A 15,619-nucleotide genomic window follows, 5' to 3' on the forward strand; every position below is an offset into this window, starting at 1 on the left:
CCTCTATTCGGTGCAGTAGCGAGAAACGTACAGCTGACCGCCTGTACGGTCAATAACTTGTTTTTCGCCGATTCACGCGAGAAGTTCCGCTACCGCCTCGATCGAGGAATAACCGAGGCCCTGAAGCAGCAGCGTTTTGACCGCCGTCTTCTCCCATCGAACGAGGTCTTCTTTGATCTTGTCTCGTGATCCGACGAGCGCGACATCCTCGACCATGGCCAGGGGCACCGACGCTATTGCTTCGGATTTGCGCCCCTCCAGGTAGAGACGCTGAATGCGTGCGCATTCCGCTTCGTAACCCATGCGCACAAACACTTGATTGTGAAAGTTGGCCTCCTTCGCGCCCATTCCACCCACGTAGAGCGCAATGTTGGGCCGGATCACGTCGGCTGCCTTCTCGATGTCGTCGTCGATGACAATGGGGACCGTGGCGGCGATGTCGAAATCGTCGAGAGATCGACGAGCCCCGGGTTTCGAGAATCCTTCCTCGAGGGCTCCTCGATAGAAGTCGTCCATTCGGGGCGAGTAGAAGATCGGCAGCCACCCGTCTGCTATCTCCGCGGCGAGTGCGATGTTCTTGGGCCCCTCGGCCCCGAGATAGATCGGGATCTCGGTACGTATGGGGTGGATCATGGACCGAAGCGGCTTTCCGAGGCCGGAGCCACCTTGCAGCGGGAGTTGGTAGAACGAACCATCGTGACTCACGGGTTCGTCTCGTCGCACGAACTTTCGAACAAGTTCGACGTATTCCCTTGTGCGAGCGAGTGGCCGAGGATACGGCTGCCCGTACCATCCCTCGACGACCTGAGGCCCCGAGACGCCCAGACCCAGGATGAAGCGGCCTCGAGACAGGTGGTCCAGTGTCATCGCCGCCATGGCGGTTGCCGCGGGGGTCCGCGCCGACATTTGCAGAATGTTGGTGCCCAACTTCACGGTACTGGTTGAGGCGCCGTACCACGCCAAGGGAGTTAAGCAATCAGATCCGTATGTCTCGGCAGTCCAGACCGAGTCGTAGCCGAGACTCTCCGCAAGAGAGAATGCCGCTCGCTCGTCGTCCGAGGGCGCGGAAGACCAATAGCCCAGGTGAAATCCCAGTTTCATCGTTTGCTGTCCCTACTTCGTCGTTATGGGTGTGGTTCGTTGTCGAGGTATGTGAATCCGGTCGTCGCGTCTACCGAGACGGGCGAAGCACGCTGTCACCCGTCCGGGTGGTCCGGAGGTCGTCGACCGCCAATTCGTCGGCGTCGTAGCGGCGGCGCAGGTCCTTCTTGTCGAGCTTGCCGACACTGGTCTTGGGGAGGGTGTCGACGAAGCTCCACCGTTCGGGAAGCCACCAACGGGCGACCTTGCCGTCGAGGAACGCCAGCAACTCGAGTGCAGTGACTGCCGCTCCGGGCTTCACGGTGACGCACACAAACGGGCGTTCCTCCCATTTCGGATCAGGTACGCCGATCACAGCAACCTCGATAACGGCTTCATGCTCGAGCAGGGCGTTCTCGAGTTCGACCGTGGAGATCCATTCTCCGCCGCTCTTGATGCCGTCCTTGAGCCGGTCCTTGAGCTGAATCCACCCACCGTCGTGCAGGACTCCGAGGTCACCGGTGCGCAGCCATCCGTCGTCGAACTTGTCCGGTGCTGCGGCGCGAAAGTAGGTGCCCGCGATGGTGGCGCCCCGCAGCTGTACCTCGCCGACGGACCGGCCATCCCACGGCAGTTCGTCGCCGGATTCGCCGACGATGCGCGCCTGCACTCCGGGGACGATGCGCCCTGTCAGGCTCGCCCAGTGCGCCAGGTCGGCGTCGGGTGTGTTGTGGGGTGGCCGGGAGAACGTCAGGAGTGGGCTGGTCTCGGTCATCCCCCATCCCTGCGTCAAGCGGACGCCGTGGTGGGTGGCCATGGTCCGCACCAGTGCGGCCGAGAGAGGGGAGCCACCGGATACGGCCAGACGTAGGCCGGTGAAGTCGACCGCCTGGGTGCGGGCGTACTCGTCGAGGCCGGTCCACAGTGTCGGCACGGCGGCGGCGGCTGTGGGCGCGAGGTCGGTGATGATGCGGGCAAGGTGGTTGATCTGAAGAAACCGGTCGTTGAGGATGATGTCGGCCCCGCTCGTCCAGGCGGCGTGCGGCCAGCCCCAGGCGTTGGCGTGGAACATCGGCACGATCGGCAGAACCCGGTCGGCGTCGGAGAAACCGAAGGCACTGCCGGTGGAGATCTGCAGGCTGTGCAGATAGATGGACCGGTGGCTGTAGGCCACTCCCTTCGGGTCGCCGGTCGTACCGGTGGTGTAGCAGAGCGCGGCGGCGCTGCGTTCAGGTAGGCGCGGCCACTCGAAGTCGGTCTCGGTATCAAGCACGTCGTCGAGGCGGTGCAGTTGCACACCTGCGGGAGCGGTCAGGTCCGCGTCGCCGGCGATGATCACGTGCTCCACGGTGGGGAGGCGGTCGATGATCCGCTGCAGCTGGGGCACCAGGTCGGCATCAACGAGGATCACCTTGTCCTCGGCGTGATTGGCGATGTAGACGATCTGATCATCGTGCAGTCGCAGATTCAGTGTGTGTAACACCGCCCCCATTCCCGGTACTGCGAAATAGGCAGCCAGATGCGCCGGGCTGTTCCAGCACAACGTGGCAACCACATCGTCCCCGGACACGCCGAGCCGGCGCAGACCTGCCGCGAGAGAGCTGACTGTGGCCCCGAATTCGCGGAAAGACAGACGCAGCACCTCGCCGCCCTGATAGTGCAGAACCGAACTGTCGGGGTGGGTGCGAAGGCCGTGCAGGAACAAATCCGACACGAGAAGGTCGACATCTTGCATGGTGCTGTGCATGGCAGGTCCGTCCTGGCTGTGAGGATTCAGGGTCGTTCCGCTGCGCCGTCGGCCGAGTTGCGGAACCGAAGCCGGTCTTGACCCACGGACAGCTGCTCCCTACCATAGACCGTACGTACGGTCAGTCAAGTACTGATTTCTGCTCGTCCATCCCTTCCTCCCTGCCCCGAAGGAAACGCCATGACGTTATCGGCCCTGCACACCGATCTCGGAAGTCCCGACGCGTACATTCACGGAGTTCCTCACGAGGTCTTCGCCGACCTCCGTCGCCACGAGCCGGTGGCGTGGATCGAGGAGCCGGCCGGTGAGGGTTTCGCCGGTGGCCCCGGTTTCTGGGCAGTCACCCGCTACGACGACGTGATGACCGTCTCGAAGAACCCGGACATTTTCTCCTCACACAAGGGCACGTCGTTCCTGCGTGATCAACGCCCTCAGGATCTCGCGGCCCTGCAGCAGATGATGCTCAACCTCGACCCCCCGGACCACTCGCAGATGCGGTCGATCGTCAGCAAGGTGTTCACCCCGAAGATGGTGCGCGGGATGTTCGACAGCATCGCTGATCACGCCCGGGCCATCGTTGATGCGTTGCCCGACGACACCGAGATCGACCTCGTCGAACACATTTCCGCAGAGATGCCGCTTCGGGTCCTGGCCGACGTCCTCGGGGTGCCGTCGGAAGATCGGCACCTGCTTTACGACTGGACCAATCGGATGGTCGGGCTCGACGACCCCTCCTATGGAGGGCGCGAGGCTTTCCTCTCTGCGTTCATCGAAATGTTCAAGTATTCCAACGCACACACCAAGGCCAAGCGCGCCGAACCCGGCTCCGATGTGTGGTCGCGGATCGTCAATGCGGAAGTCGATGGTGCCCGCCTGTCGACCGAAGAGCTCAACCGCTTCTTCCAATTGCTGGTCATCGCTGGAAACGAAACGACGCGCAACCTGCTGACCGGTTTCGTCCTCACGCTGAGTGAGCACCCGGGCGAGCGCAGCAAGCTGGCCACCGACCCGGCGCTGCTGCCGAACGCCATCGAAGAAGTGCTGCGATTCCACTCCCCCGTCATGCAATTCCGGCGCACGGTGACCCGACCGACCGAACTCGGCGGCAAACAGCTGTACGAGGGACAAAAGGTGGTCATGTTCTACGTCTCGGCCAACCGGGACGAAGCACAATTCGACGACCCGGACACGTTCCGCATCGATCGGGGTGCCGCCAATCACCTTGCCTTCGGCTCCGGAACCCACTTCTGCCTGGGTAACAGCCTCGCGCGCCTCGAAGCGAAGGTGCTGCTCGAAACTCTGTTCACGCGATTCCCGCACTGGCAGGTCACCGGGCCCCCGGACCGTTTCCGGTCGAACTTCATCAACGGGATCAAGAAGCTTCCCATTCACCTCGGAAAGGCCACGTCATGAAGCTCTGCGTCGACCGCACCAAATGCACCGGCCTCGGAATCTGCGAATCCCTCGCCCCGGACTACTTCGAAATCGACGATGCCGGTCAATTGCTGGTGCTGCGCGAGCACACCGATGACAGCGACATCGACGATGTCCGTGCCGCCATCGAAGGGTGCCCGACCGAGGCACTCACCCTTGTCGAGGACTGAGACCATGCCCGAGCAGAATCTCGTGGTGGTCGGGGCGTCGTTGGCGGGTCTGCGTGCCGCCGAGGCAGCCCGCAAGGCGGGATTCCCCGGAACGGTGACCCTCGTCGGCGCCGAGGAACACCTGCCCTACGACCGCCCCCCGTTGTCGAAGACGTACCTCGACCCTGGACCAACCCCTCCGGACACCACCTTCCGTGCCCGCAGCGCCCTCGACGACGCCGGAATCGACCTGCGTCTCGGCACCACCGCCACCCATCTCGACCCGGACGAGAAAGCAATCCACACCTCGCACGGCTCACTGCCCTACGACATCGCCGTCATCGCGACCGGATCGTCGGCGCGGATGCTGCCGGGAACGGCCGCCATGACCGGCGTCGTCACCTTACGCACACTCGACGACGCGGTCACCGTCCGCGCCGCCCTCGACAACCGGGCCCGCACAGTGGTCGTCGGTGCCGGATTCATCGGCTCCGAGGTTGCCTCGGGGGCACGCAAACGAGGCCTGAACGTCACCGTGGTGGAGTCGCTGCCGGTTCCCCTGGTGCGCGCGATCGGTACGGACATGGGCCGTGCCTGCGCGGACCTTCACCGACGCAACGGAGTGGACCTGCGCTGCGGCGTCGGGGTCGAGAAAGTTCTCGGCAACGGACATGTCGAGGCCGTGCAATTGTCGGACGGATCAACACTCGAGGCCGATCTGGTCGTGGTCGGCGTCGGTGCGGACCCCGCCACCGAGTGGCTCGAGACCTCGGGCATCACACTCGACCGCGGTGTCGTCTGCGACGAAACCATGGCGACCACGCTGCCGGGGGTTTACGCCGCCGGGGACGTCGCCCGCTGGCACAACCCACTCTTCGAGGCATCCATGCGGCTCGAGCACTGGACCAGTGCCGCCGAGCAGGGAGCCCTCGCCGTCCGCAACGCACTCGACCCGCGAGCCGCGAAGCCGTACCGTACCGTGCCCTATTTCTGGTCCGACTGGTACGACACCCGCATTCAGTTCGTGGGAGTGCCCGAGGCCGACGAAATACGCGTTGTCACTGGACATCTCGACGACGGACAGTTCGTGGCGCTCTACCGGCGCGGCGACCGGGTCGTGGGCGCACTTGCCCTCGACCACCAGTCCCACATCATGAAATATCGTGCCCTGATCGCCAAGAGCGCGAGCTGGGAGCAGGCGCTCGACTACGCGCGTACCCGCCCGCCCAAGGACGCGACGCTCGACGCGGGCCGCTGACACAAGGCCCACCCGGACACACTGCAGAAAAGAGGGCCATGCCAGAGCGCAACGCCACCATCGTCGGATACGGCCTCACCGAGGTGGGCAAGGTGTACGGGAAGACCGCGCGTGGTTTCGCCGCGGAGGCGGTCCGGTTGGCTGTCGCCGATGCCGGACTGTCCCTCGGCGACATCGACGGGCTCCTCGTCAACGCCCGCACGGGAACCGATCTGAACCTGACCCTCGCCCGCACCCTGGGGCTCGGAAATTTGCGGCTGCTCAGCGAGATCAATGCATTCGGCGCCTCGGCCGCCATCATGATCGCCCAGGCCTCGAAGGCGGTGCTGTCCGGCGAAGCGGAGGTAGTGGTGTGCGTTTTCGCCGACGACCCCCAGAAGCGGGACACCGGCGGAGCGCACGCTTACCGGGCAAGCTCCCTGACCGCGACGGGGTTCCGCAGCGCGGAGACCGCAGCCGGATTCACCAGCGTCAATCACCGCTACGCTCTGGCGGCTCGCCGCTACATGGACCACTACGGCCTCACCTCCTCCCACCTCGGCGCCGTGGCGGTGTCTCAGCGGGCGTGGGCACTCGACAATCCGGTGGCCCAGATGCGAGCACCGTTGACCCTGGATGAGTACCACCAGTCTCGATGGGTGGTCGAACCGCTGCATCTGCTCGACTGCTGCCTCGTCTCCAACGGTGGTGCCGCAGTCGTGGTGACCACCCCGGAGCGGGCACGGGATCTACCGAATACGCCGGTGTACGTCCGCGGGTGGGGCCAAGCCCACCCGGGGTACGTCCTCGAACGTGACAGCGATTTCGGCCTCGTGACCGGTGCCGCCATATCCGGGCCGGCGGCGTTGAAGATGGCCGGAATGACCGTCGACGACATTGATCTGCGGGAAATCTACGATTGCTACACCTACACCCTCCTGGTGACGCTCGAGGACTACGGATTCTGCGGTAAGGGCGAAGCCGGGGAACTAGCCGCCAGCGGGGCACTCGCCCCCGGCGGCACCCTGCCCACCAACACCGGCGGCGGGCAACTGTCCTCTTTCTATCTGTGGGGCATGACCCCGTTGATAGAAGCCCTCACGCAACTGCGAGGAGAAGGCGGCCGACGGCAGGTCCGTGAGCACGCCACCGCCATCGTCAGCGGCAACGGCGGCATTCTCGACCACCACGGCACCCTGGTTCTCGCCACCAACTCGGGGTGAACACCAGCAACGGAGAAGGAACACGATGACAATTCCCGCCGTCCGGGACGAGACCTCGGCACCGTACTTCGATGCCCTCCGGGAGGGCAGGTTGATCTTGCGGTCATGCACCCGTTGTGGGCATATCGGCCGGCCCGACACCCTCAGCTGCAGCTCATGCCACAGCGACGAGCTCACGTGGGTCTGCTCCACTGGTGACGGGGTGGTGGTGTCCGCAGTCGTCGATCACGCGAGTGCGCCCGAGCCCACCGTCCTTGCGCTGGTCGAGCTCCGAGAAGGACCGTGGATTGCCAGCCGCATCCTCGACGTCGCCACCGCGTCCGACGTCCCGGTATGCACACCGGTGCGGTTGCGCATCACCGAATTTGCCGACGGTGAAGCGATTCCCACGTTCGTTCTCGCCACCTGACCATCACATCGACGGTGCGCCGGATCCACGAGTGATCACACAGCGCTTAGACTGACTGCACAATCAGGACCGTGAACGAGGTGGAGGTAGCGCGATGGCAAAGGCCGGTACCCGGCTGGCCGGAAAAGCCAACGAGATCCTCGAGGTCTTCACGCACAACGTCGCGCAGTTCGGCTACGACGGGACGAACCTGAGCGACATTGCCAACGAGTTGTCGATCTCCAAGGGCACGATCGTCCATCATTACGGCACCAAGGATCGCCTGCTCGCCGCCCTGCACACGTCCTACATGCGCCGCCGCCTCACCGAAGCGAAGCTACTGATCGGCAAACTCGATCATCCCGAGCAGCAACTCGCGGGACTGCTGTTCGCGTTCATCCTCTACCAAGAGCACGACCGCGACGCCACGATCGCGTTCCAGCGCGAGGTCATGCGCCTGGCAGCGCTCGATATCGACACCGAGGGACTCGAACTACGCGCCGAATATATCCAGCTGGTGCGTGACGTGATCGAAGCCGGGATCGCCACGGGACGGCTTCGAAAAACTGATCTGCGGATTCAGTCACTGCTGATGTTCGGATCCGCGCAATGGGCCTACACCTGGTTCGACCCGAGCGGTGACGAATCCGCCGAAGAGGTCGGGGCCGCCCTGGTCGATCTCGTGCTGGGCAGCCTCCTGGTCCGTCGCACAGCGCTGCCGGCGTTGGCGGATCCGAAGGGTCTGGCTGCCCAGACCGCGCGGCAGTGCCTGCTCGAAGCGTCCGCCGAATCCGGCAGCGGGCTCGCTGCATTCTGACCAGTACACCGCGTCGCGGCGAGACCAACGCTCGCGCCACGACGACGGTGGACCACGCCCGCCAGGCACGTAGTGGAAAAAGGGGCATCGGTCACCACTCGGTGCTGGGCCCATCCGTGTAGAGACTCTCTCCGGCCACGCGCTACTTCTACACCGGGTCGGGTCGCTGAATACCAGGGCCATGAGTAGTCAGGCGGCCGCGCATATGCGTGCCCATTCGACCCGGCGCTCAGCGCGCACGCCAGCCGAATCTTATTGCGCAGCAATGATTCGCCAAATAGAAGTCACATTCCTACCGATAAGTGTCCCCACTGGGCACTCGGCACAGCACCCGACTGGGTAGCCCCAGCGCCGAAGGCTCTCCATATTCGGATTTTTCGCCCAACTTCTTCGGTGACCCCTTGTGCTGTACGTCACGCCTCTGCTTTACTGACCGTGCGTACGGTCACTAGCTGAGTCGGACGAAACGGACTGAACAACTTCCCTCGAGAGGTGCCTGATGGCTTCACCCATCCACCATGTCTTCGACCCGATCACCTACTGGGTATCGCAGGATCCCACCCGAGTCGCCCTGCGATTCGGGGACGAGTCGTGGACATGGCAACAATTGTCGGACCGTGTGCGGCGTAACGCCGCAGCACAGTCGGCACTCGGGCTGGCGCCCGGTGACCGGGTCGCGTTCCTGGACAAGAATCACCCTGCCAGCATCGAGACGACACTGGCGTGCGCCTTGGCCGGAACGGCCAACGCGGTACTGAACTACCGCCTCGCACCGTCCGAATTGACCTACGTCATCAACGACAGCCAGGCCGAACTGCTGATCCTCGGCGCCGAATTCGTCGATGTCGTCGAGTCGATCAAGCCGAACCTCGACCATGTGCGCACCATCATCGTCCTCGGTGGTGAGGCGGACGAATACGAGGCGTGGCTCGACACGGCGCCGCCACGCCACATCGCTCATTCAGCCCATCCGGAGGATTGCTTCCTGCAGCTCTACACCTCCGGCACCACCGGGCACCCAAAGGGTGCCATGCTGACGCACCGCTCCGTGGGCGCGCACAGCATTGCGGCGAGCGCGGCTTTCGGCTTCGCCCGAGACAGCGTGAATATGGTGGCCATGCCGCTGTTTCATGTGGGCGGCACCAGCTGGGCACTCGCCGCGATGGCGCAGGGCGCGGAGACGGTCCTCGTACGCGAGGTCGTTCCCGCGATGGTTCTGGATCAGATCACCCGCCACTCGGTCACCCACGCGTTCTTCGTCCCCGCCGTCATCCGGTTCTTCCTGCAGGTCCCGGGTGTGTCCGCACGGGACTTCCCCTCGCTGCGCTGCCTCGGATACGGCGGATCACCCATGCCAGAACCCCTCCTGCGAGAGGCGATGAGCACCTTCGATGTCGACTTCTACCAGGTCTACGGCATGACCGAAGCCTCTGGAGTGTTCTGCGTACTCGGGCCGAAAGACCACCGCGATCCCGCCCGGCCCGAGCGCCTCCACTCAGCAGGCCAGCCGATCGAGGATGCCGAGGTCCGGGTGGTGGACCCGGCCACCGGGGACGAGGTGCCCGTCGGCGAGGTCGGGGAATTCCAGATCCGCGGACCGCAGGTGATGGCGGGATACTGGAAGCTCGAGGCGGACACCGTCGCCAGTTTCGATGGCGAGTGGTTCAAGACCGGCGACGCCGGCCGACGGGACTCCGATGGGTTCTACTACGTCGAAGACCGGGTCAAGGACGTCATCATCTCCGGCGGTGAGAACATCTACCCCGCCGAGGTGGAACGTGTGGTGAGTGAATTCCCCGACGTCGCGGAAGTCGCCGTCTTCGGCGTTCCCGACGACAAGTGGGGGGAAGTGGTCCACGCGGTCGTGGTCGCGAACAGCGGCGCCGACATCGACGAAAACAAACTGCTCGACTTCTGCGCCGCTCATCTGGCCGGGTACAAGCGACCCCGCACCATCGACATCGTTCCGAGCCTGCCGCGCAACGCGACAGGAAAGATCCTCAAACGCGACCTGCGCGCACCTTATTGGGCGGGCCGCAGCCGATCGGTCTGACTCCAATTCGGTCAGCACCCACCACTACCCATCCGAAAGGGATAACACCATGAGCTACTTCACCGACGCCGCCGAGGTCTACCGCTACCTGGGTGGAGTCTTCCGCGCAGCCAACGACGAACCGACCGCCGGCCCGGCGCTCAAGGAAGCCGACATCATCCTCCGACTCGACTACACCAACCCCGATTCGTCGATCACCGTCGCACTGAAGCCAGAAGGCATCGAGGTGATCGAAGGCGAAAACGACCTCATCCCGGATGTCCGGTTGGCGATGTCCGCCGACAACGGCAACAAGTTCTGGCGCGGTGAGTACAACGTGGCGGTGGGGTTGGCCAAGGGCCAGGTCAAGGCAAAGGGCCCGGTGTCGAAGATCCTCAAGCTGATTCCGATCTCCAAGCCACTGTTCCCGATCTACAAGAACCTGGTCGCCGAGAAAGACGCCCAGCACAGCTGATCCCCCAGCACCCGAGCAAGGACATCGCATGACAGCCACACCGCACTACACCCAGTTCATCGACGGTCATTGGGTCGATACCGACCGCACGTTCGACATCATCGACCCCGCGAACGGCGAACTGGTCGCCACCGCCGCCCGAGGCTCCGTCGAGGACCTCGACCAGGCGGTCGCCGCAGCCAAAGCCGCCCACGCCCGGGGCGAATGGCGCTCGAAGACGCCGGACGAACGCGCCGACATCTTGTCGGCAATTGTCGCCGACCTGTCCGAGCGCATGGAGGACCTGGTCGCTCTGCACGTCAAGGAGAACGGCGTCACCGTCCGCCAGGCAATGGCCTTCCACGTCGGGTATTCGATCTCGCACCTGCAGTACTTCGCCGACTTGGCCCGCACCTACGAATTCGAGCGGTCAGGACCGCAATTGTTCTACCCCACACTGGCATCCGGAATCGTGCGCCGGGAACCGATCGGTGTGGTCGGCGGCATCGTGCCGTGGAACTTCCCGCTGCTGCTTGCTGTATGGAAACTCGGTCCCGCCCTGGCGGCCGGCAACACCATCGTGCTCAAGCCCGATGAAAAGACGCCCCTTACCGTGCTCGAACTGGCCAAGTCCGCAGAACGAGCCGGGCTGCCGAAAGGCGTCCTCAACATCGTCACCGGTGCCGGCGAAGAGGTCGGTGCCCGCCTCGCCGCACACCCGGACGTACGCAAAATCGCCTTCACCGGGTCGACGGCGGTCGGCAGGGAGATCAGCAAGCTCGCCGCGGAGAACATCAAGAAGGTCACCCTCGAACTCGGCGGCAAGGGACCGAACATCGTGCTCGCCGACGCCGATATCGACTCCGCGGTCGACGGGGCACTCTTCGCCTGCTTCCTCTACGCCGGTCAGGCATGCGAATCGGGAACCCGGTTGCTGCTGCCCGAAAGCCTGCACGACGAGTTCGTCGACCGCCTGGTGCAGCGGGCGGCGACCATCAAGGTCGGCGACCCGTCGGAGTTCGACACAGACATCGGCCCAGTCATCTCCGCCGAGCAACACGCCCGGATCCTCGACTACATCGAAATCGGCCAGAAGGAGGGCGCAACCCTCGCGTTCGGCGGCGAACCCCCCACCGGAACGCAATTCGAGCAGGGGCACTGGGTGCGCCCGACAATCTTCACAGACGTCACGCCCGACATGCGCATCGCTCGTGAGGAAATTTTCGGTCCCGTCCTGTCGGTTCTGAAGTACCGCACCGTCGACGAGGCCGTCGCGATCGCCAACGACTCCGAGTACGGATTGTCGGCCGGGGTGTGGAGCGAAGACCTCGAAGCGGCACTCGACGTCGCGGCGCGAATCGAGTCGGGCACCGTCTGGATCAACGACTGGCACATGGTCAACGCGCTCTACCCCTTCGGCGGTTACAAGCAGAGCGGGAACGGCCGCGAACTCGGGCCTCACGCGCTCGACGAGTACACCGAGGAGAAGTTCGTCCACGTCGACCTCTCGCGGTCCCTCGACCGCAAGGTATACGACCTCGTCCTGCCCGCGGCCCCGACGGCGGTGGACCGATGAGCCACGCACGTGTCGCGCTGTTCGAGGCGCCGGACGAGAAGCTCACCGTTGTCGACGTGCAAGTCGGACCGCTCGCCGAGGACGAGATCCGGATCCGCGTCGCCGGCGTCGGGATCTGTCACACGGACCTCACCGCTCTGCGCGGTGGTGTTCCCCTGCCCTTGCCGGCGGTGGTCGGACACGAAGCATCCGGGATCGTCGAAGAGGTCGGGTCCGAGGTGACGACCCTCGTACCCGGAGACCACGTCGTGGTCAGTTTCGACTCCTGCCGAACATGCACCCAATGCACCTCGGGTCGGCCGGCCTACTGTGAGTTGTTCGCGGCGCTGAATTACTTCGGCACACGCTTGGACGGCTCGACCACGATGAGCCGTGACGGCGAACCGGTCCACGGCAACTGGTTCGGCCAATCCTCGTTCGGAACCCACGCCGTCGCGAGCGTACGCAACGCCGTCAAGGTCGACGAATCCTTGCCCCTACACCTGTTGGGGCCCCTCGGCTGCAGCTTGCAGACCGGGGCCGGCACCGTAATGAGTGTCCTGCGGGCAAAACCCGGGCAGAGCATTGCGGTGTTCGGTCTCGGCGCGGTCGGGCTCAGCGCTCTCATGGCGGCCAAAGCGCTCGGCTGCACACCGATCATCGCGATCGATCCGAATCCGGAACGTCTGAACCTGGCCACCGAGCTCGGCGCCACCCACACCCTCGACCCCAATGCGATCGACGACCTCGCGTGGGCGGTCACCGACATCAGCGCCAACGGTGTCGACTTCAGCGTCGACGCCGTAGGGCTCGAGTCCGTCGTGCAACAGGCGCTGGCAGTGCTGCGATCCCCAGGCATCTGCGCCACCCTCGGACTACAAGGCCTCGAGAACGACATCGTGATCGACCAAGGCCATCTTCTACTCGGTCGCACACTCACCGGGGTCATCGAAGGCGACGTCGACCCCCACCAGTTCATCCCACAGTTGGTCGACCTGTGGAAGAACGGACAGTTCCCCTTCGACAAACTGATCGAGACCTACACACTGCCGGAAATCAACGAGGCGCTCGCGGCAGCCGCCGCGGGGTCGGTCATCAAACCGGTGATCGTGTTCGACTGAGCACTAGATACCGGGAAGCATGTTCGATCGTCGTGGCGAGAGTGTCCCTCCCGTCTGTGACGCCGCGTGGGCGGTCCGCAACGGGACCGCCCACGCCACCTCGCACCGACCGGCGCAGCGCCTTTCCGGACTCAGGACCACGGCCCCAACCATTGGTACACAAACCCCATCCATCAACACATCACCGTGTTCAACCATGAAGGATCTGACTCGATGTCTATCGACACCCCTGCTGTCACTTCTGATTTCATACAGAATTTCTTCGCCTACGTCGATGCGCACGATTTCGACCGGGTCGAATCGATGCTTGATCCCGAGTGCGAGATTGTCGCTCCTGGATTCACTCAGGTCGGTGCCCCCTATGTGTGCCTGTGGATGGCGGGGTTCTTCGCGACGTTTCCCGACCTCCGCCATCATCCACGCCGCGTCGTGGTCGATGGCGACGAGATCGCCTTCGAATTGCGCGTGACCGGGACGCACACGGAAGACCTCCCGCTGCCGGACGGCTCGAGCATTCCACCGACGGGGCGGTCCCTCGACATCACCCTGGGGGAATTCTGGACATTCGCCGAAGGCCGGGTGAAGAACTACACCGTGCACTACGACCACCACGACTTCCTCACCCAAATGTCTGCCCTGGATTGAAACTTCGCCAAGAATCACGTCGTAAAACCGGGATCGATGCGAACGTTACACATGCGTGCACCACGGAACCCTCCCGCTAGCGGCCGTTCTCCTGACCAGGCTTTCGGCGTTGGTGATCGGTCTTGGGTGTGACCACAACCACGGGACCGGTTGCTCATGCTCGGCAGCTGCGAGCGCCGCGGAATGCTCATGCTGCGTCGCCAACTCGTCTCCGAGCTACCAGAGAATGTTGGCCTCCTCACGGCATGCCTGGAACCGCGGCGCATCGCCTGCAGCAGATGTTCTCCGCGCCCCCCATTCGGGGGTTTCGGTCCTATACCGAGCCATGCCAGAGTTGTGATCCACATCACCAATACCCCCTAGGAGGGTTCGGATGAATCGTCGTCGTTTTCGCGCCGTGACCGCCGCGGCAGTCACGCTCGCTGCGGTGGCCATGTTCGGGTCGGCTGGACAAGTGGTGGCCGAACCGCTAACCGCCGCAGCCGCAGCCGCAGCAGATTTCTATCTTCCACCGAATCCGTTGCCCGCCGGTAACAGTGGGGATCTGATCCGCAGCGAACCCTTCCGCCCGCTGGGTGGTTCGCCATCGGCGGCCCTGGTACCGGCCGCGTCCGCCACCCGAATCATGTATCTCTCCTCCGACACGGTTGGCGCGCCGGTCGCGGTCACCGGAACGATTCTGGAGCCGACCGCGGCGTGGTCTGGGTCCGGGCCACGTCCCCTCGTCAGCTATACGTTCGGCACGATCGGCGCGGGCGACAATTGCGCCCCCTCGAAACTGATCGCCGACGGCATCACTATCGATGGTGCCGGAACACCGATGCCCAACTTATACATTCTCGACGTCGTGTCGCTGCTGGCACGCGGCATCACTGTCGTGGTCACCGACTATGAGGGGCTCGGTACCCCGGGCGCACACACGTACCTGCAACCGGTACCCGAAGCGCACGCCGTGCTTGACGCAACACGCGCCGCCATTCGCCTCGGCGCGGCGACACCGCAAGCGCCGGTAGGAATTTGGGGATACTCGCAAGGCGGCTCGGCAGCCGGTGGCGCCGCCCAACTAGCCCGCAGCTACGCTCCCGATCTCAACCTCGCGGGCACCGTTGTCGGCGCACCGCCCGCGAACGTCGCCTCTACCCTGTCGAACGTCGACGGTAAAGCGCTCACCGATGTAATCGGGTTCTTCCTCAACGGTCTGCTGGCCAGCCACCCGGAATTCACGGATGCCGTCATCACGATGCTCAACTCCGACGGGATCGATTTCCTGCACCGCACCGCAACCGAATGCAACGTGAACGCCCTACTCCATGCCTATCAGCCCACCAGTTCGTTGACGGTCAGTGGCCGACCCATCATCGACGAACTGCAAGCCAATCCCGCGATCCGGGCCGTTCTCGACAGCTTCAACCTGGGCACACCAGCCCCCGCTGATCCCGTTCTCCTCGCTCAGAACGTCAACGACGACGTCACCCCCGCCGCGGACACCTACGGCTTGGAGAACGCCTGGCGTGGTGCGGGCGCCGACGTAACCGTGGCGCACCTCGACACGCCTCCGCTGCTACCGCAGCTCGGGGTCGCGGGGCATGGGGCCGGACTTCTCCTCGACAATCCGACCGCTGTGCAATGGCTCATCGACCGGTTCAACCATTGACACGCTGGCCGATTCGGCTATCGGCGCTGAACGACCTACGTCACGAATTTCCGGGCGCCTGTAGAGACTGAGCGTCCCTACCA

Annotated in this window: 14 protein-coding genes; 12 read left to right on the forward strand and 2 right to left on the reverse strand. The window is 64.2% G+C overall.

Going from position 1 to position 15,619, the window contains the following annotated elements; translation table 11 throughout:
* Window positions 1–72: 72 nt before the first annotated feature.
* Window positions 73–1,101 (reverse strand): LLM class F420-dependent oxidoreductase, encoded by a 1,029-nt coding sequence (locus HYG77_RS15070; protein ID WP_208963111.1) that lies wholly within the window; start codon window positions 1,099–1,101, stop codon window positions 73–75.
* A 70-nt stretch (window positions 1,102–1,171) separates the two neighbouring features.
* Window positions 1,172–2,827 carry a fatty acid--CoA ligase gene (locus tag HYG77_RS15075; protein WP_208963112.1) on the reverse strand — a complete coding sequence of 552 codons (1,656 nt, stop codon included), beginning with the start codon at window positions 2,825–2,827 and terminating at the stop codon, window positions 1,172–1,174.
* A gap of 180 nt (window positions 2,828–3,007) precedes the next feature.
* Here HYG77_RS15075 and HYG77_RS15080 point away from each other — a divergent pair, with 180 nt between their 5' ends.
* The 12 genes from HYG77_RS15080 to HYG77_RS15135 all read left to right on the forward strand — a co-directional run bounded on the left by HYG77_RS15080 (window position 3,008) and on the right by HYG77_RS15135 (window position 15,536).
* Complete coding sequence (locus HYG77_RS15080; protein ID WP_208963113.1) at window positions 3,008–4,240, forward strand: cytochrome P450; 1,233 nt, start codon at window positions 3,008–3,010, stop codon at window positions 4,238–4,240.
* Window positions 4,237–4,431, forward strand: a complete 195-nt coding sequence (locus HYG77_RS15085; protein WP_105423174.1) for a ferredoxin — start codon at window positions 4,237–4,239, stop codon at window positions 4,429–4,431. Before HYG77_RS15080 ends, HYG77_RS15085 begins: the two co-directional genes overlap by 4 nt.
* A 4-nt stretch (window positions 4,432–4,435) precedes the next feature.
* Window positions 4,436–5,668 (forward strand): FAD-dependent oxidoreductase, encoded by a 1,233-nt coding sequence (locus tag HYG77_RS15090; RefSeq protein ID WP_208963114.1) that lies wholly within the window; start codon window positions 4,436–4,438, stop codon window positions 5,666–5,668.
* 38 nt (window positions 5,669–5,706) lie between these two features.
* Window positions 5,707–6,870 (forward strand): thiolase family protein, encoded by a 1,164-nt coding sequence (locus HYG77_RS15095; protein ID WP_208963115.1) that lies wholly within the window; start codon window positions 5,707–5,709, stop codon window positions 6,868–6,870.
* Window positions 6,871–6,895: 25 nt separating this feature from the next.
* Window positions 6,896–7,279 carry an OB-fold domain-containing protein gene (locus HYG77_RS15100; RefSeq protein WP_208963116.1) on the forward strand — a complete coding sequence of 128 codons (384 nt, stop codon included), beginning with the start codon at window positions 6,896–6,898 and terminating at the stop codon, window positions 7,277–7,279.
* 94 nt (window positions 7,280–7,373) lie between these two features.
* Window positions 7,374–8,075, forward strand: a complete 702-nt coding sequence (locus HYG77_RS15105; protein ID WP_208963117.1) for a TetR/AcrR family transcriptional regulator — start codon at window positions 7,374–7,376, stop codon at window positions 8,073–8,075.
* 499 nt (window positions 8,076–8,574) lie between these two features.
* Window positions 8,575–10,128 carry a long-chain-fatty-acid--CoA ligase gene (locus HYG77_RS15110; RefSeq protein WP_208963118.1) on the forward strand — a complete coding sequence of 518 codons (1,554 nt, stop codon included), beginning with the start codon at window positions 8,575–8,577 and terminating at the stop codon, window positions 10,126–10,128.
* Between the two features lie 49 nt (window positions 10,129–10,177).
* Window positions 10,178–10,582 (forward strand): SCP2 sterol-binding domain-containing protein, encoded by a 405-nt coding sequence (locus HYG77_RS15115; RefSeq protein ID WP_141476709.1) that lies wholly within the window; start codon window positions 10,178–10,180, stop codon window positions 10,580–10,582.
* 28 nt (window positions 10,583–10,610) lie between these two features.
* Complete coding sequence (locus tag HYG77_RS15120) at window positions 10,611–12,137, forward strand: aldehyde dehydrogenase family protein (RefSeq protein WP_208963119.1); 1,527 nt, start codon at window positions 10,611–10,613, stop codon at window positions 12,135–12,137.
* Window positions 12,134–13,237, forward strand: a complete 1,104-nt coding sequence (locus HYG77_RS15125) for an NAD(P)-dependent alcohol dehydrogenase (RefSeq protein WP_208963120.1) — start codon at window positions 12,134–12,136, stop codon at window positions 13,235–13,237. Before HYG77_RS15120 ends, HYG77_RS15125 begins: the two co-directional genes overlap by 4 nt.
* Window positions 13,238–13,450: 213 nt before the next feature.
* Window positions 13,451–13,882, forward strand: a complete 432-nt coding sequence (locus tag HYG77_RS15130; protein WP_208963121.1) for a nuclear transport factor 2 family protein — start codon at window positions 13,451–13,453, stop codon at window positions 13,880–13,882.
* Window positions 13,883–14,255: 373 nt separating this feature from the next.
* Complete coding sequence (locus HYG77_RS15135; RefSeq protein WP_244461324.1) at window positions 14,256–15,536, forward strand: lipase family protein; 1,281 nt, start codon at window positions 14,256–14,258, stop codon at window positions 15,534–15,536.
* The last annotated feature ends 83 nt before the right edge of the window (window positions 15,537–15,619 follow it).

It is taken from the genome of Rhodococcus sp. ZPP, assembly GCF_017656075.1.
Taxonomy (GTDB): domain Bacteria; phylum Actinomycetota; class Actinomycetes; order Mycobacteriales; family Mycobacteriaceae; genus Rhodococcus_F; species Rhodococcus_F oxybenzonivorans.